Origin of the sequence: Mycobacterium sp. GA-2829 (genome assembly GCF_001499965.1) — a bacterium.
Lineage (GTDB): Bacteria > Actinomycetota > Actinomycetes > Mycobacteriales > Mycobacteriaceae > Mycobacterium.
On record NZ_LQIT01000004.1, the window covers coordinates 1 to 26,370 of the forward strand.

The window sequence follows — 26,370 nt, forward strand, 5'->3', positions numbered from 1 at the left end:
CGCGTCTGCCTGCGCCGGGCGCCCCCCATCCCGCCCCCTCCCGCCCCCCCCCCCCCCCCCGCCTGGTCCCGCGCCCCCCCCCCCCCCCGGGGGGCGCCCCTCCCCTCCCGCCCCACCTTCGGGAACACGACGCTAGCCAAGATCCGCGCCGCGGGCATCGAAGGCGAGCTGGCACGAGATCTCGAGCGCTTCGATGCGCTTTCAGTCCGCGACGGAAATTCCCGCTCGATCGTTCGCGAGCTGACCGGCCGCGAGCCTCTCCTGCACGTCGATCCTGCGCTAGCCCACGATCTCCTGGCCGATCCGCGCGTGCCGAAGAGTCGGCTACACGCCGATCCATACCTCATCGTGTACGGCTACTCAGGCCGGCTGACACCACACGAGAATGCGTCGCTTCGCGACTACGCCCGTCAGATCGGGGCGCGGGTCCTGACATTCGGCGGAGTGCAGGAGTGCGGCGACGCCTTTGTCGAGTGCAGCCCGTTCGAACTACTCGCCTATTTCCGTGACGCGGTTGGAATCGTGACAGACACGTTCCACGGCACGATTTTCTCGATCATCAATCATCGCCCGTTTGCGACCATCGTCCGCGCGAGCACCGCAGGAGGGTACGGCAACGAGGAGAAGCTCAAGTTCCTTCTGGAAACGTTCGGGCTGTCGTCACGTCGGCTCGACGGTCCGGAGGCGATCGGCCAACTACTGTCCACCCCTCTGGACGATGGCGCGATCGACGCGGCTCTGGCTTCGGAGCGTGCCAGCGCTCGAAACTACCTCGCCGCGAACGTTCTTTTTCCGACCGCCCAGGAGATGCCGTGAAAAGGAATACGACCAGGTCGAAGCAGCAGGCCAAGAAGGTTCTGCAGAAGGTCCGGCTGCGGTATCTCGCGCACAAGGATGTCGCGCGCTTCTCGAGGACCGCTTCGTTCTCCATCTTTGACACCGATTACGAGCAAGTGGTCTCGCGCATCATGTACAACGTCCACGCGATAGAGAAAGGTCTTGCCCGTACGGCTGACTTCCGTCCCGGGTTCGGCCGTAAAGCCTTGTCCGATCTGAACGACACCTTGGTCGTCTACCGCACCGCGGGTCATGATCTCGACGGTTTCGCATACGGACAAGGCGTCTCGATACTTCAGCGGTACCGTGAGTTGCACGCCAAATTCGACCACGACGTCAGCTTCCTCGAAGAGATCGTCGATCCGGCATTCCTAGATGCCGTCGCGGACAAAGGAGTCGCGGGAACCAAGATCGTCCGACGTGCCGAAAAGCAAGACAACGATCAGAAGAACTTCTACCAGTTGGCGGCCGGCCGCAGCAGTGTCCGCCAATTCTCCGGCCGGCCGATCGATACTTCAAAGGTGATGGCCGCACTGCGCGCCGCCGAGAAGACGCCCTCGGTGTGTAACCGCCAGGGCTGGCGAGTCTACTGGGTGGAGGATAAGGACCTCGCGGCACGAGTCCTCAAACACCAGAGGGGATTTGGGCAACGACAGATGCCAGAGGTGCTACTGACCATCACGGTGTCCAACAGCACGTTCCTCAGCCCGGTCGAGCGTAATGAGGCCTTCGTTGATGGTGGACTCTTCTCGATGTCCGTCATGTACGGCCTTGAATATGAAGGGCTCGCTGCGGTGCCGCTCAACGCAATGATGTACTACAAGGATCAAGCTGCGGTGCGCGAATTGCTGTCCATCGACGACTCGGAGATGATCACCATGTTCATCGCTGTCGGAGACTTCCCGGAGGAAACGGTTGTGCCGATTTCCGATCGGAAGCCTGCAGCCTCATTCGTCCGTCGACGCGGCGAAGGGTCATCTGCAGCGCAACCAGCGGTGATCGCCGGTCAGTGAAACCAGCAGGGCTGTAGCGGATTAGGCGTCTCAGCCCATCACCTACGCCGTGGACGACTTCTTCGCGCTGTGCCGCTGACGAAGCGTCACTCCGGAATCTGTGTTGGATGAAGATGCCGCGCTGTCTTCGCCGTAGTAGCTGTAGCTGTAGCTGTACGCCGAGCCACCTCGAATCGGCGTCATTGTGAATACCGCACCGAGAACTGAAGCTCCGACGTCGGTAAGGCTGCCGACCGCGTGGGTCAGCTGGTCACGCTTCGTCTGTCCGAACCGCGCCATGATCAGCACACCGTCGGCCCCCGCTGCCAGAATCGCAGCATCGGTGACAGCTAGCAACGGGGTGGTGTCCACGATGACGTAGTCGAAGCGAGTGCGTAGTTCTTTGAGCACCTTCTTCGCCGCCAACGAACCCAGCAACTCGCTCGGATTCGGAGGGATGGCCCCCGACGTGAGGACACTCAGCCCCGGGAAACGGCTCTCTTGCAGGGCGTCGTCCAGGGAGGCTCCGCCGCTGAGTACGGTGCTGAACCCGACGGGACCCACCATGTCGAGGTACTTGTGCAGTGTCGGGCGGCGCATATCGCCGTCGACGATCACCACACTGTGCTCAGCTTCCGCCAAGGCCAGGGCGATATTGATCGCCGTGGTCGATTTTCCCTCGCTGGGAACAGAACTCGTCACGACGATCACACGCGGAGGATTGTCTACCGCAAGGAATTGCAGATTCGTCCGCAACTTGCGGAACGCCTCGGCGATGGACGAATTATCGCTCTCGAACGGAATCGCCGGTTGCTTGCGCCGCTCTTTGTCGAGTGGGATGGTCCCTACGATCCCGGCACCCGTGATCTCTTCAACGGTCTTTCTGTCCTTCACCGTGTTGTCCAGCAGATCGCGCAGAAGTGCAAGCCCAATTCCGACAACTACGCCCAGCGCCAAGCCGATCGCGAGGATCCGCTTCGTCTGCGGCACCACCGGTGCGTCAGCAATTGATGCACGCTGTTCCACCACCACCCGGGCGTCTGGCCGAGCACCGGCTTCGGGCGTCTCCAATTCCCGTACGAGCGTGACGAACTCGTCCGACATCGTATTGGCGATGTCGCGGGCCCGGACGGGCGAAGGATCCAACACCGAGACATTTATCAGCACCGTGTCCGCTTTTGCGCTCGCCTTGACCTGCTGCCGCAGCGCTTCCGAGCTCATATCGAGGCCGAGCTTGTCAATCGTGCGCTGCGCCAGCGTTTCGCCTTTGATCAGCTCGCTGTAGGAAATCACCCGCTCCTGAGAGAAGCGGTTACCCTGGTAGGTCTCGGCAAGTGTGGATCCGGCGGAGGTCGACACAAAGAGTCTCGTGGACGCCTGATACAGCGGGGTGGTCAGCAAAATCGTCGCTACCGCGCCCAGGAGAAAGACCACGATCGCCACGCAGACGGTGATCCACCTAGATCGCAGCGACTTGACGATGTCCTGCAGGTTCAACGCAACCCCTTAATGAAAGAACCATGCGGCTTCGATGTCCACGTAATGAACATCGGAAGCCTCAAATCAAACTGTCTGGCGCCACGCCGCACCTGCATACGTGTAGAGCCCCCTTGGTGCACTGACGACACGATAGTGCCGGGAGGGGCCTTGAAGTGCGAGCCGGCGCACGGGGCCCATGGAACCGGCCGAATAATCCGGCAGCGACTGAGTGGATGCCGTATTCATCAACCGCATGTTCACGGCCGACATGCTTGTGTCGCCACTAGATCCCTTCGCGACCTCGCCGACCTTCCGGTCGAGGCGGTAATCGGTTCTATCGCCGGCCAAGTCTCTGATCACAACTTCGGCGTGAGGGGCCGCGTCACCAACGATCGTGTGGGCCAATCGGGATTCCCACATAAAATTCTGCTCATCAGGAAAAGAGCTCCAGACCGCTATTTGCCTCTCACTCAATGCCTTCCCCAACGCATCGAGCATCTGGTCGCGATTGCAGACATACCCCCCCTGAGGCAATGATCCTGAGTGGATCGCAGTGAGCATCTCAGAATACGCTCAGGTTGTCAACGCGAACGATGGTTGCCGGGCGCGCCTATTTTCAGGGCGATACAGTTGGCCATGGCGCCGTTTGGTCACAGCCGCGCTTGATCGATAAATTGCGCATAAATAGCCATTCTTGGCAACAGATTCACAGCCGACCTCGAACTTGACGCCGTGCCGACGTGAGGATGAAATACGTTCTCCCCCACCGCGTTTAGGCCGTCTGCCGATGCGGATCGATGCCGAACATCGGCAACTGCGCGACGTTCTGCGATATCTAGCAAATTCGCGATGACTGCCGTCTGGGATTCGCCCGCCTATCACGCAGTAAGCTGCGGTTCACACCGTGCCAAGTCGTTAGCTTGAGCGAATGATTTAGGAAAGAAGAACCACGGAACTCGAAAAAGGTTAGCTAAGAGAGCGAGCGGGCTGACGTCAACTCTGTCATCCGGATCCTGAGCGGCTGATACCGGCAACGAGTCATGGCAAGGCCTCGAGCGCTCATCCCAGCAGCCCGGTGAACACATGGTTTTTCCCAGGCTCCATCGCGACCTGTCGGACTCGATGGAGACCATGCAGACGAGGTCGCCGTTCGCCACAGGGGCTGCGGCCTCGCGGGTGATCAGCTAGCGCAATGAGTTAGACGTCGCACCGACATTCATGCCGCGGATGCCGTGTCAGGTCTTCGACGCGTCGAACACCTTCTCACCGCGGAGAAGTCCATGACGAGAAACAGATGGCTCCTCGGCGGTGAACTCAGCCAGCTCGAAACCTGCAGCCTTGATCCGGTCGCGCACGTCGCGTCCGAACATCCTGACGTGGTCGTCCTGGCCGAAGTATCGAACGCGGTCAGCCTTGGAGGTGTGTGTCGGGTCCTCGTAGGTCCGATCCCATCCCTCTACGATCGGGAACATCAACAGTGCATGTCCGCCAGGCCGCAGAATGCGGTGGATTTCTCGAAGTGCCTTCGTGTCGTCGACGTGTTCGAGAACGTGGGAACAGACAACGAGGTCGACGGACGCGTCCGGCAGGTCGATCGCCTCTATGTTGATGACGATGTCAGCGGCACCTGGTTCGAGGTCTGCCGACTGGTACGCCGATGATCGGCTGCGAAACAGCTTGGCGAGCACCTCTTCAGGCGCGAAGTGCAGAACCCGGGCGCCGTCCACCGCATCCGGGTGGGCCGAAACCCACAAGCCCATGAGGCGGTGGCGCTCCTTGGAGAAACACTTCGCGCACACTGCACCTCCGCGCGGAGGATTCCCGAAGGGCAGGAATTTCCCGGAGTATCCACAGAGATTGCACTCGTACTTCTCGACCCGCAAGAGGTTCGCAGTGCCCTTGAGTAAATAGAACGCCGATGGGCTTGCTTGACGGATCCCCCTGCTAAGCCTCGTCTTTAGTCCTTGCGCTGTCGCGGTCATCCCCATTGCATCAACCTACCAACTATATACATTGTGCGGCGGATTGAGGGCAGCGCAGCTGACGTCCACACAGCGTCCCGCGATGATCACGAGCTTGGAAGTCTGTCGCTCCGGCCGACGCCCTCGACTTGAAGCCCTGCCGGGACCGCTCGTGGTGAGCTCCATCACTTATGGCACTGGTCATCGGTCCGAGCGTTCAAGCTGGGCTGACTTGTTCCTTCTCTCGCCTTGATGGCCAAGCTTCGCCGAGTTTTGAGGCCACCCATGCGATGACCGGAGAAAAAAATATTGCATACGCGAGCAGGTTATCTGCGAAGTTTATACCGAGCGCTACATACACCCCGACATGAAAACCGATCACAAGCACGAGCCACAATCTGAAAAGAAGCGGAAAGAAAACAACGAAAATGAGTCCGCCTTCAGCGATCAACGTGGCGTAATCGAGGAACTTCCAGAAGACACTGCTGTCGATGTTCAGGAGCCACGGTCCGAGCGGGCCCACCTTTTCGCCGAGTGCCAGATCCCTTGCCACGTAACCGCGCGTCGCGAACCTATCTAGCGAAGCCCAGCCACCGGCAACCTTCGGCACGGCCGCGGAAAGCATGGCCCAGCCGATCGTCATTGCGTAGAGGAGAACGGGGAAACCCCTGACTGCGACCGGATTCTGCCTCCGGCGCCGCCGGAAGATCGCGTCGACCGACCACATGCAACCCCAGCCCGTGAAGGCCAGGAAGACCGGAGCCAACTCGAAAAGGATGAAGTGGTCGACTTTGGAGAAGGAGTACGAAACCCCAGAGCTGCAAATCAGGGCGATCGAAAGCCCAACCGACGCCGGTAGCGTCCACAGCCCTACCGCGACCATCGCTCCGAACAGGACTTTTGCCCCCATGAGCACATACAGTGTCGTGAGGTCGGGAGGCGTGGACAGCCATGCGAACAGTCCAGGACGTGGGTTCACGAAATCCGCGGGCACATCGGCTATCCAGGTGACGTCGCTGGGGAAGAGAATCACCCAGATACCGAAGACAATCCGGAGCGCGGCCAGAACCCGAGGGTCGGGGGCGTACGCACGGGCAACCCACGCCAGACGCGATTCGATCCGGGCGATCACAGGACTATCGTCTTCCAGGCACAAGGCGGCTCACTCGCGACGGAAGAATCGGATATCCGCACTTTCGACGCTTGCCAGCATATTCGAACGGCCGTGGCGTCGATCCCAGAATCAATCTCGCCGATCCGCTCACGTAACCACGATTTGACCGAGGGTGAAATGTGCGACGGTTCGCTGTCTCTGAAAACATAATCGAACGAAGGGCGCGCAGTTGAGAAGCGGAAATCATCCATGAGCTCGGCCACCGGGATTTGTCGTATCGAGCCGTCGCTTCCGATCGCCTCCACGCGCGCGAACGTGACTCCGACTGTTCCGTCGTCCTTCGCGGCAGGACCGAAACTCGGCATTCGGATGCTCGGATATGGCTCGGGCCTTATCGCGAATGACAGGTATCCCTGTCCGATGAGTAGCAACGCGAATACGACAACGACGATCAATCGCCAAGGCGTCTTTTTCGGACTCTGCCCCGTGGCCACACGCTCCCCCTCCGCCTCCGACACCGGGTACTTCGATATCAGAGCATGCTGTCGACCGTTGGTCGACCCCGTTCGAATAGTAGTGGGCCCGAGTGATCCCCACTCAGATGTCAGAAGGGGTTCGCCAGGAGGTCATGAGGCAGGTCTCGCGTACTCGTGGATTCGATAGTTGAACAGCGCCGCCAGGCGCCCATACCCTTTGAACAGATTGACAAATGGCTCCGCCTGCAGCCCTCTACCCATGACCAGCCCGAGCCCGAGCACAAAAACGCTGTACCCCGCACGCAGGACGCTCACAGCCAACCACGCCGGCGACAGATCTCCATGCTTCCGGCGTATCCGGGTCTCGGCGATGCCATTCCGGATGGCCCTGCGGCGAGCCCATCGCAGGGACAAGCGATTGTTCGGTACGTCCTCGTACACCACCGCCTCGGCGCAGAAGACGATCCTGGATCCGGATTTCCTTATCCCCCAGAACAAGTCCGCATCCGAACCGCCAGTCAGGGAAAAAGACGGGTCGAATCGCGGAGAGCCCGCCCGGACCCAGGCTTCACGGGTCAGCAGAGTGTTGTTGGTAGCCGCACTCGGAAGTTCAAGGCCACTCTCTTGAACCCGGCGTTGTAGGAAGCCTCCCCGCTCAACCCACTTGGGCGCCTCTTCGGGAAATACGCTCACTACAGGGCCTTGTACGACATCGGCTTGGGTGCGTCGGGCGTATGTGGTGAGCGTGGAGAGCCACTCGGGCGAAACCCACTCGTCGTCGTCCACGAAGATGATCGCGTGATAACGGTCGCTGAAGTGATCCAGCGCCCGGTTTCGCGCTGCCGCGATACCGGGCTCGGGCTCCACCAGATACAGGGGTCGAAGTGGGTGGTTGGTCGCAACGGCGCGAGCTGATTCGTCGGCATCATTATCGACCACGACAACTTCCGCTGCGACCGAACCGACGGCTGTTGCAAGGCTATCCAGCAGATGCTGCAGCGCTGACGGTCGACGATACGAGGCGATTGCAATCAGATAGTTGTCCATAATCTGGCCATTCTCGTCGGTGTCGGCGGGAGCGCGCAGTTCCCTGATTGTCACGGAGCCATGCGATGGCTGGTTCGGCATCATCGACTTGACCACAGCACCCCGATCGACCACCATCATGTCGAGGGTCCTTGACCGGACGATCCGGTCCGACTTGTGGTGCGCTTACAGGGGGGCGCGGGCTATAAGCTACACGAGATCGACGGGGAGGAGTCGGGGGTTGGGACCCGGTAATGAGTTACCTGCCCTTTTCGTCCTTGGAAGTGGCCAGGACGACAATGTCGGCGACGTGGTTCTGAGGCGGGAATACTTCGACCGCCTTCGTCGATTCGGGCGGCTGCATATCTATCTCGGACCGGCGTCAGATGATTTCCTCAAGAGTCTGGCGCTTCAAGAAGCCGACGTCATCTACGACGAACTTCGGAGGTGGCACTCGGCCGCGTGGGGCGCCCTCTCCCGCGGGCCGGTTTGGTTCGTCGACAAGCCCGGTGAGCTCTTGGTCGACGGCCGTAGTTTCCGCCGCAACGTGAAGTTTCTCCCGCTGATCCTCGGCGTCAGGGCTCGCAAAGGGCAGGTGCTCCGCTTGGGAGTGGCTATGCGAGCGGAAAATCAGTTGTACGTGAAGATTTTGCGTCCACTTTTCCGTTTATCGACGTGCGTTCGATGGCGCGACACAGAATCTAGAACAGCATTCGGCTTTGGTGAGGTCTCTCCGGATTGGGCGTTCGGTTGGGAGTCGCCCGCGCGGGACGTCTCGAACACCAGCGGTGGTGACATTGCGGTCACGTACCGGGCAGACCGAGAGCCGCCATCCGACGCCATCATCGACTCGATTCGCGCGCTGGCCCACGCTGGTTCGAGGCGCATGGTCGTCGTCACTCAGGTCCGCCGAGATGCAGAACGTAGTGCCGACCTCGCGTCACGCCTTGGCGGAGAGCTTATTCCGTGGCCCGCCGAGCGATCACTGGCAGAACACGAATGTGTCCTTCGCGAGGTCTACCGGAACAGCGCCATGGTGATAAGCGACCGCCTCCACGCCCTGATCGTCGGAATGACGGAAGGTGCAGTCCCCGTCTGCGTCACTGACCGCAGAGACGCCAAGGTCGGCCGGCACCTCGACGCAGTCGGTTACCACCGCTCAACCACCACCGTTGGTGACACAACTTCTGCCGCACTGACCGAAGACCTTGCGCAGCACCTATCGAGGCGCGATGAGGCACTCACCGCAGTGCATGCGGCACTTAATGACCTCGACAATCTCACTCAACAGCTCGCAGCCCGCGCATCTACGCGAGGGCTGAAAGGTACTCCCCGTTGAGCTCTTTGGCGCGCAAAGCGCTCGGCGGTGCGACCGCGACCCTGTTCTGGCAGGGAACGCGCATAGCGTTGCTGGTCATCTCGCTTGTCGTGCTCGCGCGCTTGTTGGCACCGGACGACTTCGGGCTCATTGCCATGGTGACCGGTTTGATCGGCATCGGGGAGTTGCTCCGCGATTTCGGGCTCTCAGTGGCATCCCTTCAGTCGAAGACCCTCAGCCCCGAAGAGAAATCGAACCTGTTCTGGCTCAACACCGTATTCGGCGCCTTACTCTCGATCGCGGCTTTCGCGGCGTCCTGGCCCATTGCGCACCTCTACGGTGATGCGAGGCTTGTGGGAATCACACAGGCCCTCTCCGTGACGTTCTTGATCAACGGCATCGCAACCCAGTTCAAGGCACAGATCAACCGGGACCTCCGCTTCGTGGCTCTTGGGGTGACGGAGGCGGTACCGCAGGCAGCGGGGCTGGGCGCCGCAATCGCGCTTGCCGCGACTCTTCACAGCTATTGGGCTCTGGTAGTTCAAGCTCTTGTCACCGCAGTTCTCGGAGCGCTGCTCTGCATCGCGATGGCTGGTTGGCGTCCGTCTATGTACCGCCGCGACGTACCGATTGGCCGCTTCGTCCGATTTGCCGGCGCACTCGTCGGCACACAGGGCCTTGCGTACCTACCCAAGAATGTCGACAGCGTATTGCTCGGCGTCCTTGGGGGACCCGCTCAACTCGGCCTCTACAACCGTGCGTATCAGGTCGTGGTACTTCCGCTCAACCAGGTAACAGCACCACTTTCCCGTGTCGCCATTCCAGTGCTGTCGCGCCTGCAAGACTCTGTGCAAACTTTCATGAAGTACCTCACGGCAGCCCAATTCGCGACTGTCACAGTCACTTCGACTGTCTACGGTGTGATGATCGGGATGGGCGACCCACTCGTCGGCGTCGTTCTCGGTGATCAATGGGTCGAAGCGGCACCCATCCTGCAGATTCTCGCCGTATCCGGCGTCTTTCGCGCACTCAGCCAGGTTCCATACTGGGTGTTCGTGACGTTGGGTGAGACCCGCAAACAGCTGTACCTGTATTTGGTCGGCCAGCCACTGATCGTTGCGGCCATCGCAGTGGGAGCGTTTTGGGGCGGCGGCATCGGCGTAGCAACGGGATGTTCCGTTGGCTACGGCGGCTTCTGGGTGCTCAACATGTGGTGGGCGCGGCGAGTCACCGGGCTCCCCATCGGTCAACTGGCGCTGTCGGGGCTGACACTTGTCGGAGTGTTCGGGCTTCCAGTCACCGCGGTAGGAGCCACTGCCTCGTTCATGATCGACAGCGACCTGCTGGCGATAGGCGTCGGCTGCTTCGCGACGGCTCTCTGGGTCGCAGGCGTTGTATACCTGGTTCCCCGTTACAGAGCCGAGGCCGTACGGTTCGCGAGGCTCGCGCTTGATCGCAAGTCGCCGAAGAAGCGACCGGAATCCGTTACCGACCCCCAATAGAGTTGTGCGCCAACAGGACTCGAACAACGAGCAGCGATGGCGAGGGCGATTTAGGTGTGCAACCTCTCGCGATCACGCTCTCAGACCTGACGCAACGCCCGCGGAACCACCCGGCGAAGCAGCAGCAAGGGTTCGATCAGATAGCGGTATGCGAGACGGCGTGGCTCGTTGGCCAGACGCCATAACCACTCAAGCCCAAGACTACCGAGCCATCTGGGCGCCAGCCGATTGCTTCCTCCCACGTAGTCGATGGCACCACCCACCGTCGCGTAAGTCGCCGCCGGAAGGTGATCGAAGTTCCTCAACAGGAAGTGCTCTTGACGCGGCATGCCCAGACCGACGATGACCAGGTCAGGATTGAAATCCGTGATCGCCTTGACGGCGGCTTCGTCGTCGACGTAGCCGTCCACACCCGAAATCGTCCAATTCGCGAGCTTGCGCCGCAGTGCGTCGACAGCCTTCTCGTTGGAGCTCGCCGTAGCGCCGAAGATGAACAACCGTCCCGATGAGTTGACCCGCGAGAGCGCGTCAAGCCAGTCCGTCGATGAGACGCGCCAAGAAGCGCCGAGCCTGGTCGTGGAGAACCGGGAGGCGAGCCACAGAATTGGCGCACCGTCGACGATGACCCAGGTGGCTCGCCGATAGAGTTCGCGAAATCGGCTGTCCACCTCGTGCAAATACGCGCTGTGGAGATTGTGATTGAGCAGCAGCCGCTTACCAGATGCGTTGGCGACAATCTCCGCCACCTCGGGTGCGGTAAGCGGCGTCACCGATATTTCTAGCGGATCAATCCGTACCCATTGCTCTGCATAGTTGATGGTCAACGCGAATCCCCCCTGGTCACGTCAAATCCAGCACGCACCCCACCTCGCCGAATTTCTGGTGCTGTTGTTCAGTCGGCCAGTTGCGGACGCAAAAACTCACACTAACGTCTATTTGAGTGGACTAGCAACTCGACGTGCGCCAAAGCGATCGCTCAGCGTGGCGAACTCAACGACCACCTGGCGCGATGGCCGCAATACCCGAGCCTCGAAGCCTGTCTCGACGTTCCACACGAACCGTCGGCTAATGTATCTCCGACGTTGAGGGGGTTGACGGTGTACCGATGGATATGGGTGCTAATAGCCACTCTGGCGCTCACTGCCTGCGCAGGCGCCCAGCCAGCCGCAGTCCACACGAATCCTCCACCACCTCCACTCGAGGCGACACCGGAACCGGGCGTGGACTACATCGCCATCATCGGAGACGGCTTCAGTGTTGGAAGCAAGGGTTCCGGCGGCGATCCAGATGCGTGGCCCAGTCTGATCCGGCCGTTGCTGCATCGACGAGGCCACGTGGTCCAGGCCAGCACTTCGGCCGCCTCGTCGTATGGATATATCCCGCGCGGCCCAGAAGGCCGGAAATTCCACGACATTGCACCGCGTGTGGTCGGGAAGAACACAGACGTGGTGGTGCTGTTCGGCGCGGCCCGAGACAAGACAATGCTGCCCGACGGCGCCCGCCTGGCATCTCTCGTGAGTTTGACCATGCAGCGCGTTCAGGACCTCGCCCCCAACGCACGCCTACTCGTCATTGGGCCGGCGGTGATGGGTCCGCAGCCGCCGAACGATATTTTGCAGGTGCGTGACATCGTGCGAGAGCAGGCACAAGCGCACAGAGCCACGTTCGTAGATCCTCTCGCCGAAGGTTGGTTCACGAGCCAAGAACTGGCCAACGACAAAGGGCGGCCGAATGCTGCCGGCCAGATTCTCCTCGCTGAGAAGATCGCTCCGCTCATTGCGGGGCAGCTAGCAGGAGCGCCGACGCCGCCGTCGTAAGCGCAGCTCACCGGCATCGTTTGCAGGCTCAAAACGGCGCGCGCCGAGTCCCGCTAAGCGACCCTGCGCCCCCTGATTCGCACCACACCATTGGCAATCGCTTGGTACACGCGATACGGGATGACCACTTGGGCGGCGACGATGATCGCATGCCTCAGTGGGAACGCCCGTTTCGCGACGGCCTGGGAACACAGCACGATCGCATAGGGGCGATTCGAAGTGGATGCGACTCGCGCACACGGCCAACCACGGCCCGCCCAGTAAGCGCGATCTGATATCTCACCAGTTTTTCTCATCCGGTCGAAGTACGCGAGCAATGGCGCGTAACTCGCGTTCCTGGACACGCGCGCATAACCGACTTTGTCTTCGAGCACGATCAGCGGCTCATCAACGAATTCGAACAGAGCACCGGCGTTCGCAGCGCGAATTGCAAAGTCGCTGTCCTGAAACCACGGCAAAGACTCGTCGAATCGTACGCGGCGTGCAAGAGCGGCGGATACAACGATGGTGGACGTTCTGATCGTCCCGGGCGTACACAGGATGTACTCGTCGATCCGTTCGCCTTCCAGAGCGCCCTTGGAAGGGCGGACCCACTTCTTCTCCATCCCCCTCTCGACGATCATCTGCGAATACAGCAACACATCGCCGTCGTGCTGCTGGAGCACCTCCGCGCATTTCTCCAACTTTTTCGGCAAGAAGCGATCATCTGAGTCCAGTAACGCAATATAACGCCCCTTCGACAGCTCGAATCCATGATTACGCGCGCTACTGGCCCCGCCATTATCTTGTCGAACATAACGGAACCGGCTGTCGTCCATCGAATGAACCACAGCCGCGAGTTCATCCCCGTCACGCGAGCCGTCATCCACGACGATGCACTCGAAACCTGGGAACGTCTGCGACTGAACGGACTCCAATGTAGAGCGAACCACTTCGGATCGGTTGTAGGTCGGGATGATGACGGAGAAAAGCGGTGGGTCGTTGTAATCGACCATGGCTTTGGGGTCTCCTTCGCCTGAGGGCATGCACAATCGACGTATCGACAATTCCGAGAATCGGCTCAAATCTACGCAATTGTTTCGCAGAGTATATCCGGGCCGGCGCCTGGAGGTGAGCTCCCCCGCTGGCGCGAAGCACGATCACACTGCAGCTCAGGGCGGTCGAAAGTACTTGCGGCGGAGAGCCATCCACGGCAAGCTGCTCAGTGGAAGCTGTCGACGTGCGGCACCGAGCCGTCCGTGCGACGAACTGCGCTCATGACGATCACGCCGTTCCGTGCGTCGCACCTCGTCGAGCATCACACGAATGGAGAACCGCCGTGAAGATCCTGTTCGTCTGCACCGGGAACATTTGTCGTTCCCCGACGGCAGAGCGGCTTGCGATCGCGTACAACGCTCGATCCCAGACTCACGGCGACATCGAAGTGTCCAGCGCTGGAACGCGAGCCGTGATCGGGCACCCGATTCATCACGAGGCGGCAGCGGTACTGGAGAAGCTGGGCGGTCAATCGACGGATTTCGCGGCCCGGCAACTCACGTTGAGGATCGCCTCCGAGGCCGACCTGATCCTCACCATGACGAAGACCCATCGAGACGCCGTATTGGAAGTCGCACCACGCCAACTGCGTAGAACCTTCACCGTGGGCGAAGCCGCCCGGCTAGCAACAGATTACGACGCCCGAAACGTCGCTGACCTATCAGCGCTCCGACCGCGGCTGGGCTCGCACGAGGCGGATGACATCCCCGATCCGATTGGGCAAGACGCGGAAGTCTTCGCAACGGTGGGCGCGCGTATCGCCGAACTCCTTCCGCCGGTTCTTGCGCTTTGTCGACAGCAGGAAGCGTAGGCTGCGGCCGCCTTTTGGCCGCTACGGTCTGCCGATACCGCGGTATGACCAGCCCGCTCCGCGCCACCTGACCGGATCAAGACAGTTTCGCCCGTCGATCACGACTTTTCGGCGTACCGCACCCGCGAGGTCGGTCGGCTCTACGGCAGTGAACTGTTTCCACTCAGTCAGAATCATGACGACGTCGGCGCCTGCGCACGCTGCAGTCATATCCGGGGCGTACTGCAACGTCGGAAAGAGCTGTCGCGCATTCTGCATGGCCTCGGGGTCATAGACGGTCACCGCGGCGCCCTGAAGCTGGATCTGCCCCGCGATGTTCAACGCCGGCGAATCGCGAACGTCATCGGAGTCGGGTTTGAACGCAGCTCCGAGGACGCCCACGCGCGCGCCGATGAAGGAACCGCCTACGGCCTCTCGTGCCAACTCCACCATCTTGTTCCGCCGACGCATGTTGATGCTGTCCACTTCACGGAGAAGCGCGAAGGCCTGTCCAGCGCCGTGTTCCCCTGCCATGGCGATGAAGGCGCGAATGTCCTTCGGCAGGCAGCCACCTCCGAAGCCGATTCCTGCGTTCAGGAACCGCCGCCCGATCCGGGCATCGTGGCCAATGGCGTCGGCAAGTACCGACACGTCCGCGCCCGTCGCCTCGCACACCTCCGCGATCGCGTTGATGAACGAAATCTTGGTTGCGAGAAACGCGTTCGCGGATGTCTTGACCAACTCAGAGGTCGCCAAATCGGTCACCAGGAACGGAATCTGCTCTTCCAGCAGCGGGGCATAGACGTCGCGAGCGACGGCCTCGGCAGTGCCGGGGCGGTCGCGATCCACACCCAGCACAATGCGATCGGGATGCAATGTGTCCTTAACCGCGAAGCCCTCCCGCAGGAATTCGGGGTTCCATGCGAGTTCCACCTGCCCTGTAGCGGGCGCAAGAGCGCGCACGCGGGCGCCCAACCTCGCTGCCGTGCCGGCCGGCACGGTTGACTTGCCGAAGATGACCGCTGGACGGGTCAGCAGTGGCGCCAGTGACTCGACAACGGCTTCGACGTGCCTGAGATCTGCGGCGAGTTCGCCTTGCTTCTGCGGCGTGCCCACGGCAATGAAGTGCGCGTCGGCGAATTCGGCGGCCTCCTCATAGGAAGTCGTGAAACGCAGCCGGCCGGCATCGATGTTGGCCCGCAACACCTCCGGTAGGCGGGGCTCGTAGAAAGGCAGCTCGCCCATCGCCAGCTTGGCTAGTTTGCCTTCGTCGATGTCCACACCCAGCACATCATGGCCAAGCTCTGCCATGCATGCGGCATGGGTCGCACCGAGATATCCGGTACCGAACACTGCGATTCGGCACCTCATGAGTCCCCCCTCTGATTTCCTCCCACGCGTCATCCTAACTATCCGTTCGGAATTCCGCGCCGAAGGGCGTTGCGACCCAGTGAGAAACCCAGCAGGCCCACATCGCCAGAACAGGTCGTGGATGGAGCGGGGATGCCCGACAACGCGTTACGCGACAATGCCGTAGACCACGCAGCGATGGCCGACGCCCGGTTCGAAGTCGAGTAGGCGTTTCGACATGACGTCTCTTGATGGCGGTTTGAACGACGACGTCGCATCGACAAGAAACCCGGAGACCGGTCCGTCAGCAGTTGACCGTTCCATAAGCAATGAAATTCCGCGAGGAGAGATAGCTTCGGGTGACGAGAATCTTTGCTACCTATATTGTGGCGACATGGACGGCGCACATGCTTACCTCGTCACTTCCTGGCTGAATAACCAAGCCCGCTGCCAGTGTGGCTACGAAGGCAAACGCCGCTGGTTTCGCGGAAATGCCGTCATCGATGTCGTCGAGCACTGCCAAGCGACCAAGCACAAGCCGGTCGGCCTGCCCGCCGTCAAGCAGATGCAGGCGCTGTAGCGGCCGATTGGTTGCCGCGCCGCCAATCTCAACGTGACTGCCTCGCTCCGTAGTCATCCGCCCGGGCACTGATAGCCTGGCAGGCGACCGGACGCGAGAGAGGAGCCGTCCCGTGTTCGGCAGGCGCAGTGTGCTGTGGACAGCGCTCGCAGCGGCAGCGTGCGGTTACTGCGTCTTCGTACTCGTCGTACGCGTCGTTCCACTGCCCAACATCGTCGCGCTGTTGATGTCCGTCGGAGCGCCGTTCACCCCGTTCGTCGCCCTTCTCGGCCTTGCGTCGTCTACGGTGGGCCGTCGAATCGTCCTCTCCATCGCAGCAGTGGCGGTCTTGGCTGCCACCGTGGCGGTTCAGGCGCCGTGGTATTACTTCGGCAGCCCTTCTCCAGTCGGTCAACACACCGAGCTGCGCGTACTTTCGTCGAACCTTCGCAAAGGGCGTGCGGACGCAGCGTCCTTGGTGGATCTGGCCAGAGAACGAGCTGACGTCATCACGGTCTCGGAACTGACGCCAGAGGAGGTCCGACGCTTCTCTCGCGCAGGTCTGCATTCAACCTTCCCCTACTCCGTGCTCGCGCCTGCTTCGGGCGGCGGGGGAATTGGCCTTTGGAGCCGGTTCCCGCTCGCCACGGTTTCACCTCCGAAGCGCCGCGACACCACCATCGCCGCCGCGAAACTTCAGATTCCCGGCGTGCGGTACGACTCGGTGGTCGCCAGCGTCCACGTCACCTCTCCGCTGGCCGTCGGCATCGACACCTTCGATCGATGGCATCGAGGCATCACCGACCTCGAGGTCAGCATGGGCGGCTTCGCGGAGACTGCCGGTGCCGGTGCGGTGGTCGTCGCCGGTGACTTCAACAGCACACCTGATATGAGGCAGTTCCGCGATCTGCTTACCAACGGTTACCGCGACGCCGTCGAGCAGACCGGCGCCGGCCTCGGTCCGACGTTCCCCTCCTACCCTTGGTTCCGACCGCTGATAACCATCGACCACGTGCTCACCCGCAATGCCGCAGCCTCTTCGCTGAAGACTCTCGACATCAAGGGCTCCGATCACCGCGCCCTCTTGGCCACAATCGAATTGCCCCTCGATCCCACGGCTCCTTGACCGTGGCGCATCGTTGGAACCCGTCGGCGCCTGCGCGCCCAAATCGGGTTCGCGGGACCCCCATTCCGACAATCCAAGGTGCGCACCCGAGAAGTCGGAGTTTCAGGGGCTGATGTTCGGCCCCTGGGCGCTTCATCACGGAACCGAAGGGAACCTCTTGGCGAGCTGCGCGGCCAAGCTGCGCGAATACGTAGCAGTCATGTGGGTGTTGTCCCGAAAGACCAGCGCGCCGCCAATGACCGGGGCGCACTGCGGACCCGGGCAGATCCAGTCGGTGAGATCCACCATTTGTACACCGGGCACTGCTTCGACAGCAGCGGGCTGAGACTGGTCGCGTTTGGCCAGCGCCTCGTCCCTCGGTCGGGCGCACGCTGTGAGCCGATCCTGGTGCTCAGCTACGCAATCCGGCACGTTTCTACCCGGCGCCGGGGTATCTCGGATCACGATGACTTTCGTTCCCTGCGCCACGAGCGGGGCCCAGCGGACCTGTGCGCCGGAAATGAGGAGATCCATGTCCCCGGTGTTGTACACGCCATATGACAGCACCACCGCATCGGGTTTCCCTGCGCCCGTCAGATACGCGCCCATCTGTTCATTCCACGCACGGCACTCGTCGTAGGGACGGTTGAGATTGTCGGAGAAAACCGCAATGTCGACGTACGGGCAGGCGCTCTTCGTCGAGACCACCAATTTCCATCCGCGCTCAGCGGCCACTGCCTCCATCGCCGGGATCCACTGACCGGCGTGCGAATCGCCGACCAGTGCGACTTCGATGTCTGCGTCCTTGTTCCCGTACTCACAGAACTTCGGAGTGATCTCTGTGTAGTTGAGCTGGCAGTCACTCACATCGGGGTTGTCGGCATTCGCAGCCTGGGGGCTAGGAGTGATCGAAGGCACCTTATCGAGCAATGCGGCTGCGGTACTGGCCAGCGGGTCATCGCCTAGAACCTCAGCGCCGATTGGTTGGTCGGCAGCCACCACTTCGTCAGACTGCGGCGGCACGTATCTGGACTGGTAGGCGTCTGGAGCTCGTGGAACAGCGGCAGCGACGAGAAGCCCGATGGCAACGCTGATGCCGATTCCCAGGAACGCCAACGCCATTGAGTTCTTGACTGAATCGACGAACGTCTCGGCCCGCCGAATCGGGTTTTCGACGAACTTGAGCGAGAACCACGCCGGCAGGACCGACAATGTCACCAGCACTACGCCTTCAATCACGCTGATTTCGCGGAGCCCGTCGGTGATCCAATAACCGCCGATGATGAGTACCGGCCAGTGCCAGAGGTACATCGAGTAAGAACAACCGCCGATCCACTGCGTCGGCTTGTTCGCGAAGATGCGGACGGGTCCGGCATTACCGGCGGCTGGGCCAGCGGCAAGAACTAGGGCGGTCGCCACGGTAGGGATCAACGCGATGGAGCCGGGGAAGGGAACCGCAGTGGTGAGCAAGAACCCGGTGCCGAGAATTCCCGCCACCCCGATCCATGCCAACGCGACCGCAGACATCTTGGGCATCTTGAGGAACAACGGCATGGCCAGCGCCACGAGGCCCCCGAGCGCGAGTTCCCAGAGCCGAGTTGTCGTGACGAAATACGCGCGGGACGCGTCCGCGTCGGTGAGATATACCGACCAGGCGAGTGAACCCGCCGCAATGACCCCCAGAGCCGCGAACGTGACTCCGGTGGCCGAGCCCTGTGCGCGCTTGACGACCCAGGCGACGAGCACAATGAGCAGAGGCCAGAAGATGTAGAACTGTTCCTCTATCGACAGGCTCCAAAAGTGCTGGACCGGGCTCGGCGCAGTGTCCTGAGCGAGATAGTCCACCGCCCGGTCAGCGAGCCGCCAGTTCACCAGGTAGCCACCCGCCGCGGCGATGTCGAGACCGATGTCGCGCCACCGCGTCTCGGGGAGGACCAGGAAGGTGGCCAAGCCGGTGGCGAGGAGCGTTAGTGTGCTGGCCGGGATGAGTCTTCGGGCACGCCTGCCATAGAACTCGGTGACGCTGATCCGTCCATACCTGACGTGCTCACGGTGCAGGATCGTCGTCATCAAGAAGCCGGACACGACGAAGAACACGTCGACGCCGACGAATCCGCCGGGCAGCCAGGGAACACCGGCGTGCCAGATGAGCACGAAGAGTACGGCGATCGCGCGTAAGCCCTCGATGTCAGGGCGGAATGCTGCCTTCTCCTCTTTCCGCTTTCGACGGCGTTTTCTCGAAGAGGCAGAAGTGACCGCTCGATCCAGCCCGCGGATCAACGAAGTCATGACATCCCCCTGGAAGTCTTCGGGCCGCAATGCGCACCGTCCCCGCGCAGAGTATCTGACGGCGTCTTTCCATGCAGCGGCCGAGGCCACCGTCGCCGCACGATCTTCCTGTCGCGCACCGCCATACAGACGAATCGACGATAATCCCGCCAGCTGGCGCGACTGAGCGCATTCACGATTTGCTTGACTGTCGGATCCGTTGATCATGAGCGGCCTGGCCGCGCTGTCATCTCATCGCCACCACGAAGCCAACCGACGGGGTGATTTTGAGCAACAGCGGTCCGTCGGCGTAGGTCAGCGATAGTTGCGCGAGCCGCGGGTCTGAATGATGAATCGACGCATCGATATTCGACTGCCGCGTGGCGAGGGCCGAACGCCTGCGCTAACAGATTTCCGACCGGTTGGGCGTGGCGACGGCTCGGCCGAGGATCATTGTCGTGTAGGCGACGGTGACAAACACGGTGTGACACAGGCACTCTTAAGTCCGCACGAAGGTGTCGTCGGCGAGCCGCAACCGGTTAGCGTCGGGTACCGAACTGACGGTTGGCGAGGACGTCGGCCGACTCCGGATCGGCGACGGTTGTGAACAGGAGTAACAACCCTCCGACGCCGGCGGAAGGGTCACGCAGGATCTAGCCACCACGGCACCGTAGTTTTCGGCAGCTACGTCTCGTCGACCGAAGCATACCGATCACGAGCCAGTTTGGCCTGCGTGCGGGCTTCAGTCACTTAACTTCTGCATATCCGGCTCAGTCCGAACACTGGGGTACCGAAACCTTAGGTTGCACAGTGTCGATAAGTGGCTGCACCGGGACACGCGCCGCGCCGGGCGATGTCGGTTCCGACAGCCGGAAGCTCAACTCACCAGACTGCCCGGGCGGTATGCCGAGTTGCACTTCGAAGGTGGGATGGCCTCGCTCGACTCCGCTGAAGACAGGCACTTGTTGACCGTCGACCAGTGCGCTGGTCAACGTCGCACCTGCAGTCGCTAATAGGCGCACAGAGGTAACCATCGCGCCCTTCGGCACCTCGAGCGGAATGTCGGAACGAATTCCGGGTGCGTCGGCGACGTAGTCGGGAAGCCCAGCCTCTGGCGCCTCATTGGAAAGCCGGACCGTTACGGTTGAGTTCCGCACGCCAGCAGTGCACCCGTCGGCGACGTACTCAATTTGCCGCCGCAAGTAGTAGTCGAGTTTGTTGCCGCCGAGGTTATTGATGACGACCGAAGCGTACGGTGCTGGATCGTCCGGAACCACGTGAGCGAGCGGCGTTTCTTCCAGCATCGCCTGGTCGGCAGGGTTCGCACTCCACACCGCAATTCGCCGCTCCCCAACGGCCTTGCCCAAGGCGTTGAGGAGTTTCTGAGGCGATTCGAGTCGTCCGGTGACCTTTCTGACCACTTCACTTGCGATGTCTTGGAGGTAGTTCTTCCGCGCAATCTGATCGGTGGGGAAGCGGCTATACGCGGTCGATTCAGTGAGTTCGACAACGTTGTCCTTGGTGATTACCTCACCGTCGGGCATCCTCACTGAGCCCACAGCGCCGAGCACGTAACTGAGCGTCACGGGGTCGAGCACGATGACCCCGTCTACGTTCACTCCCGTCCGCTCAGCCCACATGGATTTCCAGATTTGCGCTGCGTACGGAAAGTGCGAGCTCAGGTTGCTGTTCCGGAAATCCGTTGTGGGATTGGTGAACCCGTACATCTCCGTGAACTCCGGCCCCAGATCGACCGACGCCGTGGCGCCTTCCAGGTCCAGGTTCGATGCCAACGTGTCCACGTTTGCGGTTCCATTGTCGAATCTGAGAACACCGAACCCACCCAGCAAGCCGCCGGTACCGCGCGCCTCAGCGTTCGTTTGGAAGCCCATGAAGTAGGTGCGGGGACCGTCGGCACCCATCATCGAAGGCGCAAGACGAGCGGCCAAGGCCGTATTGTCAAGCAGGCCTGCAATGTTGGACGTTTGTTCCTGCAACTGTGAACGGGCGTCGCCGAGAAGCGAAACGTAAGTCGGTTCCGGTATCGCCTTCGCATCGCCACTGAGCGAGTCCGCGGCTGTCGCAAGATCGCTCAGCTGTCCTTGGCGCTCGCGAAGCGCCTGGACGTCTACTCGACCGTCTTGCAGGAGAGTGTCAGGCGACAGTACTGCGCCGACCTCTGCCGCCGGCTGCAGCACGTCGGTAGCGAGGCCTAGTACGACATGAGAGATCTCTTGGCCGGTGTCAAACGGATTGCCCAACCAGGGCACCGCTGACGCGATATTCCACGGAACCGAGTGGGTCGCGTCGCGCGCTTGCTGGGCACTCGACTGCGCCGCATCCGCGTGACGGGCTGCGCCCTCGGTATCGCCGTCCAGCAGCGCGTCTTTCGCCTGCTGCGCGCTGTCGCGTGCGGCTTCTAGGTGGGACTTCGCATCGAATGCACGTATCGCGAGCCAACACCCGAACGCTATGACAACGACCAGCGCCAGCAGTGCTCCGAATACGACATGGCGCTGCCGAAGATGTCGCAGCATCTTCGGCCGCCCCTCTCCCTCGTCAGATCTCGAAGAATCGTCTAGCGCGTCGCCGCCATTGAATGATTCACGCATAAACAACCAGTAGGCGAATACCTGAGACTCACTGCCGAACCGCGCTCAATGGCGCTTCCATGCGGTGGTCAACACCGGTGCGGTTCCCCAACGCATGGAGAACCGCACCACGTGTGTCGCCCTAGGGCGGGTTAGCCGCGGCCCGTCGAGTAGGGACCGATCTGGAAGAACCGCTGAACGGCGGTGACGATCGCCTGCGTGACGGCAGCGATCGGCGCAATGATCGCACCGGCGACCGCAAACACCAGGGCGCCGAAACGCTCAACAACCCGGCGGCCACTCTCGTACCACCAGGGCAGATTCGGCTGCTCCGCGAAGTTCATGACCGGGCTCATCGGCGCGAAGGTCATGATCGGGCTCAGCGGCGCGTCGACCAGGATCTGCGTGACCGGAGCGATGGGCGCAGGCACAGCGGGCGCAGCGTTAGCCGCAACCGCCGGCACTGCAGCCGCAGCAGCTACTGCGCAGACAGCGGTCCCGACCTGCAGTCGAGTAAGCCCCCCGCGAAAATTTGTCGCAATAGTCGACATGTCCCCCCCTTGATATTTCAGGTCCAGTTTCGGTCCAGTTATGGTGAGCAAAGCTTCTCAGACGCTGACGGTTGTGTCAACCGGAACCGCCAGTCACCGATGGCATCGTCGATGGCCATTCAAACGGCGGCCTTCGAGTGCCTCAAGATTCCGAACACTCTTCCGTTGTTCGGTCCATGCAGACTGAGATCTTCGGCGATAGGCGCAGGTCAACGTTGCGAGAACAGCATGCTGACGGCAAGAAGATCGGCCACAGAGGGTCCGCATTGCCGATTACCTCGGACTTTGACCGCCCTACATCCGCGGCGACCCTCGCCTAGGCTCGGGTGCGAATTTGCCAGAATCCGCTTGCGCTGCAAAAGAGCGGGCAAACTACGTTTCGTCATCACTATGTGTCCATTAACGATGAGTTACGTCCTCACGGATTTGGTGAGCGCCAGGGTGTCTCTCGGCGAGGCGAGCAACGCGTGCGACGACACGATCTGCATCTTGGTCGTGGTTCTTGAGGCCCTCACCCGTTCCCGGTCGGCTCAACGACGGCGTCGCGGCTGGGCCCTCACTGAATTCCCGGCGCCTCCGTCCAGCGCCGCTCGAACCGCTGACTGAAGGAGTAAGAACGCCACCCCCTAGCCGGGAGGCTCGTCCTGGCACACAGCGTCGACGACCGGCGACCGCTGGCTATAGGCCTGGGATCCGTTCGTATGCATCGCCTGGACACACAGGAGGGTGGCGAACAGTACCGCGCGTCCTGCGGCGTGCTCCTGCCCGTCCGCGGCAGTGGTCAGAGAACTCTTGGGAAGGTAGTAGAAGTCAAGGGCCTCGAGTACAGCCCGGTCGACCGATTGCACACCACCGGCGTAGCGGCACAATTCGCGTGGACATCTGCTCCACACCGCCCGGCCGCACCCACTCCTGGTAGCCCGTAGCGAAGTAGCCATCTACGTCGCTGAGGGCCAACTGCTCCTCCAGGTACTCCTCGTAGGTGACAGTTCTTCCATTCAAGAAGTCATAGAAAGAGATTGCCTTCGGTGCGGCCACATCGAAGTAATCGGGATTCGGCCCGACGACCACCGTACAGTCCCCGACGTCTTCGTAAGCGAGTTCAGAGCCCGCTTCCGAGGACTGCTCATTGCCAACTTGCGCGCCGGCGCCGCTGGCTGCCGATGGAGGCGCTGACGTACCACACGCCGACAGCGCGAGGCCAACGGCGGCAGACACCACACCGACGGCTACACGCTCGAACCTGAAGACCACGCCAGACACCGACATTCACACTCCTGTGGTCATTCGTCCCGGGTCAGCGGTACTGCTCTGGCACAGATTCCGGGCACACGGCGAAAGGAATCGCGAAGTACTCCTTCGGATTCTGAACGGGGTAGCCGTTGTCTTTGAGCGCTCCCCAGCACGACGCCGCTGCCCCGTTCGCGGCGATGGCCATCATGTACTTGGTGCTGCCCAACTGCCAGTCCGCAAGACCGATCGCCATGGGGTCCATCACGCCTTTGTCGCGAGCGTCCTGCACCAGCTGACAGTTGTAGTTCGACACCCATTCGACGCCGTCCGGCTCGACGAGAGCGTAGGCATCGTCGAACGGGTACGCCTCGAGCGGATTTCGCGCTCGGACGTCCACTGGCGTCGCGTTCCACATGTCCAGAATCGCGGCGCGCGCTTCCTCCGCCGACGGATTGGACCCCTGATAGGCGGCACACCCTTCGACACGGACCGTCGCAGCAGTCGACTCCTCGGGCTCTCCAGCGGCATTGCCCGAAGCCGAGCCGCCGTCGCCCTGCTTCACGGAACCACCTCCGCATGCGGCGATCACGAACGACAGGCCCACCGCGGCTACCGGAAGCAAACGTCGGCTCAAGCTCGTGTCTCCCTGTGTGGCAACGCTTACGCGCGGAGCACGCGCGCGTATCCGCGACCTACGGAAGCGTCTGGCAACGTAGCAGGTCGCCGTCCCCGGCCGCGCGCATTGCAAGCGCCGGCCCAGGAAAATCGTACGTACGGCCGACAGGCCTTGGCCGGCTACACCGCCCTCACACCGGGACCTTCGCCGCCATCGCATCGACCATCCGGGTCCCGTCGTCGGTCACGTTGTCACGGCACGCCGCGACCTCGAGCAGCGCGTTCGATGCCACCCGCAGCACGTGCTCGCAGCCGTATCCCTCCATACCCTCCTGGGTCACCCGCTGCGAAATCTGCGTATCCGTCTGGTCCACCCGGTCGAACGTCCACGTGTACGCGGTCCCGTCCTCCATCGTGACGGTGACGTTGTCACCGCCGCACGCCTTCCATGCCTCCGCCGACTTCGTCACGAACTGCTTGGCCTGATCCGCCGACGGGAAGAGCACCACGCTCTGGTTGACGAACACGTACTTCGGCGTCTCAGCCTTCAAAATCTGGTCCGCCACCGCGCTGTACCCGCTGCCCGCATACACCGACTGCAGCGCATTGTATTGCGCGCCTGCACAACTCGGCTCCGACAACGTCGCCGACGTCGTGGCCATCTCGTCACGCACCGCGTTGGGCTCGAGGTTGTCCACCCCGACGATCGACTCGATCTCCCCTGACGTGAGCAGCAGCGAGTTCACCTCGCTCGGGGTGAGGGTCGCGGCCGGCGGCGGCGCCGGGGCTGGGTCACCCCCGCCGGCCGCGACGAGCACCACCACGGCGACCACCGCGACGATCACGACCGCCGCCCCGCCGCCGATCAGCCACTTGGCCGTCGCGTTCGACTTCCGCGACGACGACCCGAAACCCGTTGGGACAGCGCCGGGATACGGCTGGCCGATCCCCGCCGGATCCATCGGCGGCACCGCATACGCCGGCTGCGGACCGGTCGGATACTGCGGCGCACCGAATCCGTAGGTCGGCGCCGGCCCGGCCGCGGCCACCGGCTCCGCGGTCAACGCCGCCAGCACCGCCTCCACCTCGGTGCGCGTCCGCCACGTCACGTCGGACCGGTTGCGCAGCATCGTCAGCAGCTGCGCGATGTCACGGCGGGCAGACACGTCGTCGCCGTCCTCGTCCAGACCCGCCTTCAACTCTGCCACCAACGTCATCTGCTGCTGGGCGCTCAGCGGCGACGGATCCGAGATGGTGGTCGCCAGCCTCATGAGATAGGCGAACGGGATCTGCGGTTCCTCCGGCAGCGGGTCGGGCAGCGGATGCGCCCGCGCCCGCAGCGCGTGGACACTCGACACCAGCTCGATGCCCGAGTCGATGCTCGGCCTCCGGAAGTCGATCACCTGCATGGCCGCCAACGGGTTGATCCGCATGTTGTCCAGATCGCCCACCTGCACCGGCAGGATCGGCTTACCCAACTGCTGGGCGTACCGCAGTTCGGCCGCACACGCCTTCGACTCGAGCATGTTCTTCGACAGCGCGACCAGAAACACCTCGCAGCCGCGGATCTGCTCGAGGATCTCACGCCACCACGCCTCGCCCCCGCCGAGCTCCTCGTCCAGCCAGATCTGTTCGTGTGCCCGGCGCAGCGCCTTGAGCACGTTCTCGACCAGCGCCCGGTCCCGACTCGAATAGCTCATGAACACGGCCATGGCATCGCACCTTCTTCACGGCAGAGGGCCCGGCTGCGC

Annotated in this window: 22 protein-coding genes; 8 read left to right on the forward strand and 14 right to left on the reverse strand. The window is 62.0% G+C overall.

The annotated features are described in order from the left end of the window. Both AU194_RS30895 and AU194_RS03510 read left to right on the forward strand, forming a co-directional pair. Window positions 1-816 (forward strand): polysaccharide pyruvyl transferase family protein (locus AU194_RS30895; protein ID WP_197417503.1); only part of this gene is annotated, 816 nt, incomplete at its 5' end. After that, a complete protein-coding gene (locus tag AU194_RS03510) occupies window positions 813-1,850 on the forward strand; it encodes a nitroreductase family protein (protein ID WP_059087851.1) in 1,038 nt (345 codons plus the stop codon). The genes AU194_RS30895 and AU194_RS03510, both read left to right, overlap by 4 nt. A 42-nt stretch (window positions 1,851-1,892) precedes the next feature. Here AU194_RS03510 and AU194_RS03515 read toward each other — a convergent pair whose 3' ends face one another. From AU194_RS03515 to AU194_RS03530, 5 genes are all read right to left on the reverse strand, one after another. Beyond that, on the reverse strand, window positions 1,893-3,326 hold the full coding sequence (locus AU194_RS03515; protein ID WP_082698454.1) for a polysaccharide biosynthesis tyrosine autokinase: 1,434 nt from the start codon (window positions 3,324-3,326) through the stop codon (window positions 1,893-1,895). Window positions 3,327-4,543: 1,217 nt separating this feature from the next. Continuing rightward, window positions 4,544-5,296, reverse strand: coding sequence for a class I SAM-dependent methyltransferase (locus AU194_RS03520; protein WP_082698455.1), 753 nt, complete (start codon window positions 5,294-5,296; stop codon window positions 4,544-4,546). Window positions 5,297-5,486: 190 nt separating this feature from the next. Beyond that, window positions 5,487-6,401: a hypothetical protein gene (locus tag AU194_RS03525; RefSeq protein WP_059087853.1), complete on the reverse strand. Its 915-nt coding sequence runs from the start codon at window positions 6,399-6,401 to the stop codon at window positions 5,487-5,489. Then, a complete protein-coding gene (locus tag AU194_RS31610; RefSeq protein ID WP_157575876.1) occupies window positions 6,398-6,688 on the reverse strand; it encodes a hypothetical protein in 291 nt (96 codons plus the stop codon). Before AU194_RS31610 ends, AU194_RS03525 begins: the two co-directional genes overlap by 4 nt. A gap of 321 nt (window positions 6,689-7,009) precedes the next feature. After that, window positions 7,010-8,026, reverse strand: coding sequence for a glycosyltransferase family 2 protein (locus tag AU194_RS03530; RefSeq protein WP_231743145.1), 1,017 nt, complete (start codon window positions 8,024-8,026; stop codon window positions 7,010-7,012). A 100-nt stretch (window positions 8,027-8,126) separates the two neighbouring features. On the opposite strand from AU194_RS03530, the gene AU194_RS31615 reads away from it, so the two are divergent. Further along, on the forward strand, window positions 8,127-9,224 hold the full coding sequence (locus AU194_RS31615; RefSeq protein WP_157575877.1) for a polysaccharide pyruvyl transferase family protein: 1,098 nt from the start codon (window positions 8,127-8,129) through the stop codon (window positions 9,222-9,224). Then, window positions 9,221-10,705, forward strand: a complete 1,485-nt coding sequence (locus AU194_RS03535) for a lipopolysaccharide biosynthesis protein (protein ID WP_059087854.1) — start codon at window positions 9,221-9,223, stop codon at window positions 10,703-10,705. The genes AU194_RS31615 and AU194_RS03535 overlap by 4 nt, the downstream gene beginning before the upstream one ends. Window positions 10,706-10,785: 80 nt before the next feature. Here AU194_RS03535 and AU194_RS03540 read toward each other — a convergent pair whose 3' ends face one another. After that, entirely contained in the window at window positions 10,786-11,529 is a 744-nt protein-coding gene (locus AU194_RS03540) for a WecB/TagA/CpsF family glycosyltransferase (protein ID WP_082698457.1), read from the reverse strand. Window positions 11,530-11,925: 396 nt separating this feature from the next. Between AU194_RS03540 and AU194_RS30900 the strand changes: the two genes are divergently transcribed. Beyond that, the gene (locus AU194_RS30900) at window positions 11,926-12,522 is read left to right on the forward strand and encodes an SGNH/GDSL hydrolase family protein (RefSeq protein WP_197417504.1); all 597 of its coding nucleotides are present in this window, start codon (window positions 11,926-11,928) and stop codon (window positions 12,520-12,522) included. Window positions 12,523-12,575: 53 nt separating this feature from the next. On the opposite strand, the gene AU194_RS03550 is transcribed toward AU194_RS30900, so the two are convergent. Continuing rightward, window positions 12,576-13,517: a glycosyltransferase family 2 protein gene (locus AU194_RS03550; RefSeq protein WP_059087976.1), complete on the reverse strand. Its 942-nt coding sequence runs from the start codon at window positions 13,515-13,517 to the stop codon at window positions 12,576-12,578. Between the two features lie 323 nt (window positions 13,518-13,840). On the opposite strand from AU194_RS03550, the gene AU194_RS03555 reads away from it, so the two are divergent. Then, window positions 13,841-14,368: a hypothetical protein gene (locus tag AU194_RS03555; protein WP_059087857.1), complete on the forward strand. Its 528-nt coding sequence runs from the start codon at window positions 13,841-13,843 to the stop codon at window positions 14,366-14,368. Window positions 14,369-14,389: 21 nt separating this feature from the next. On the opposite strand, the gene AU194_RS03560 is transcribed toward AU194_RS03555, so the two are convergent. Further along, window positions 14,390-15,718: a UDP-glucose/GDP-mannose dehydrogenase family protein gene (locus tag AU194_RS03560; protein WP_059087858.1), complete on the reverse strand. Its 1,329-nt coding sequence runs from the start codon at window positions 15,716-15,718 to the stop codon at window positions 14,390-14,392. A gap of 373 nt (window positions 15,719-16,091) precedes the next feature. Here AU194_RS03560 and AU194_RS03565 point away from each other — a divergent pair, with 373 nt between their 5' ends. Both AU194_RS03565 and AU194_RS03570 read left to right on the forward strand, forming a co-directional pair. Continuing rightward, on the forward strand, window positions 16,092-16,277 hold the full coding sequence (locus AU194_RS03565; RefSeq protein ID WP_197417505.1) for a hypothetical protein: 186 nt from the start codon (window positions 16,092-16,094) through the stop codon (window positions 16,275-16,277). Between the two features lie 112 nt (window positions 16,278-16,389). Then, the gene (locus tag AU194_RS03570; RefSeq protein WP_059087859.1) at window positions 16,390-17,382 is read left to right on the forward strand and encodes an endonuclease/exonuclease/phosphatase family protein; all 993 of its coding nucleotides are present in this window, start codon (window positions 16,390-16,392) and stop codon (window positions 17,380-17,382) included. A gap of 135 nt (window positions 17,383-17,517) precedes the next feature. Here AU194_RS03570 and AU194_RS03575 read toward each other — a convergent pair whose 3' ends face one another. From AU194_RS03575 to AU194_RS03600, 6 genes are all read right to left on the reverse strand, one after another. Continuing rightward, entirely contained in the window at window positions 17,518-19,650 is a 2,133-nt protein-coding gene (locus tag AU194_RS03575) for an acyltransferase family protein (protein ID WP_197417506.1), read from the reverse strand. Between the two features lie 749 nt (window positions 19,651-20,399). After that, entirely contained in the window at window positions 20,400-22,166 is a 1,767-nt protein-coding gene (locus AU194_RS03580; protein WP_059087861.1) for a DUF4012 domain-containing protein, read from the reverse strand. A gap of 206 nt (window positions 22,167-22,372) precedes the next feature. Further along, window positions 22,373-22,651 (reverse strand): hypothetical protein, encoded by a 279-nt coding sequence (locus AU194_RS03585; RefSeq protein WP_231743146.1) that lies wholly within the window; start codon window positions 22,649-22,651, stop codon window positions 22,373-22,375. 930 nt (window positions 22,652-23,581) lie between these two features. Further along, window positions 23,582-24,040 (reverse strand): hypothetical protein, encoded by a 459-nt coding sequence (locus AU194_RS31620; RefSeq protein WP_157575878.1) that lies wholly within the window; start codon window positions 24,038-24,040, stop codon window positions 23,582-23,584. 28 nt (window positions 24,041-24,068) lie between these two features. Beyond that, entirely contained in the window at window positions 24,069-24,566 is a 498-nt protein-coding gene (locus AU194_RS03595) for a hypothetical protein (protein ID WP_157575879.1), read from the reverse strand. A gap of 244 nt (window positions 24,567-24,810) precedes the next feature. Then, a complete protein-coding gene (locus AU194_RS03600) occupies window positions 24,811-26,331 on the reverse strand; it encodes a sensor domain-containing protein (protein WP_059087865.1) in 1,521 nt (506 codons plus the stop codon). Window positions 26,332-26,370 lie beyond the last annotated feature (39 nt).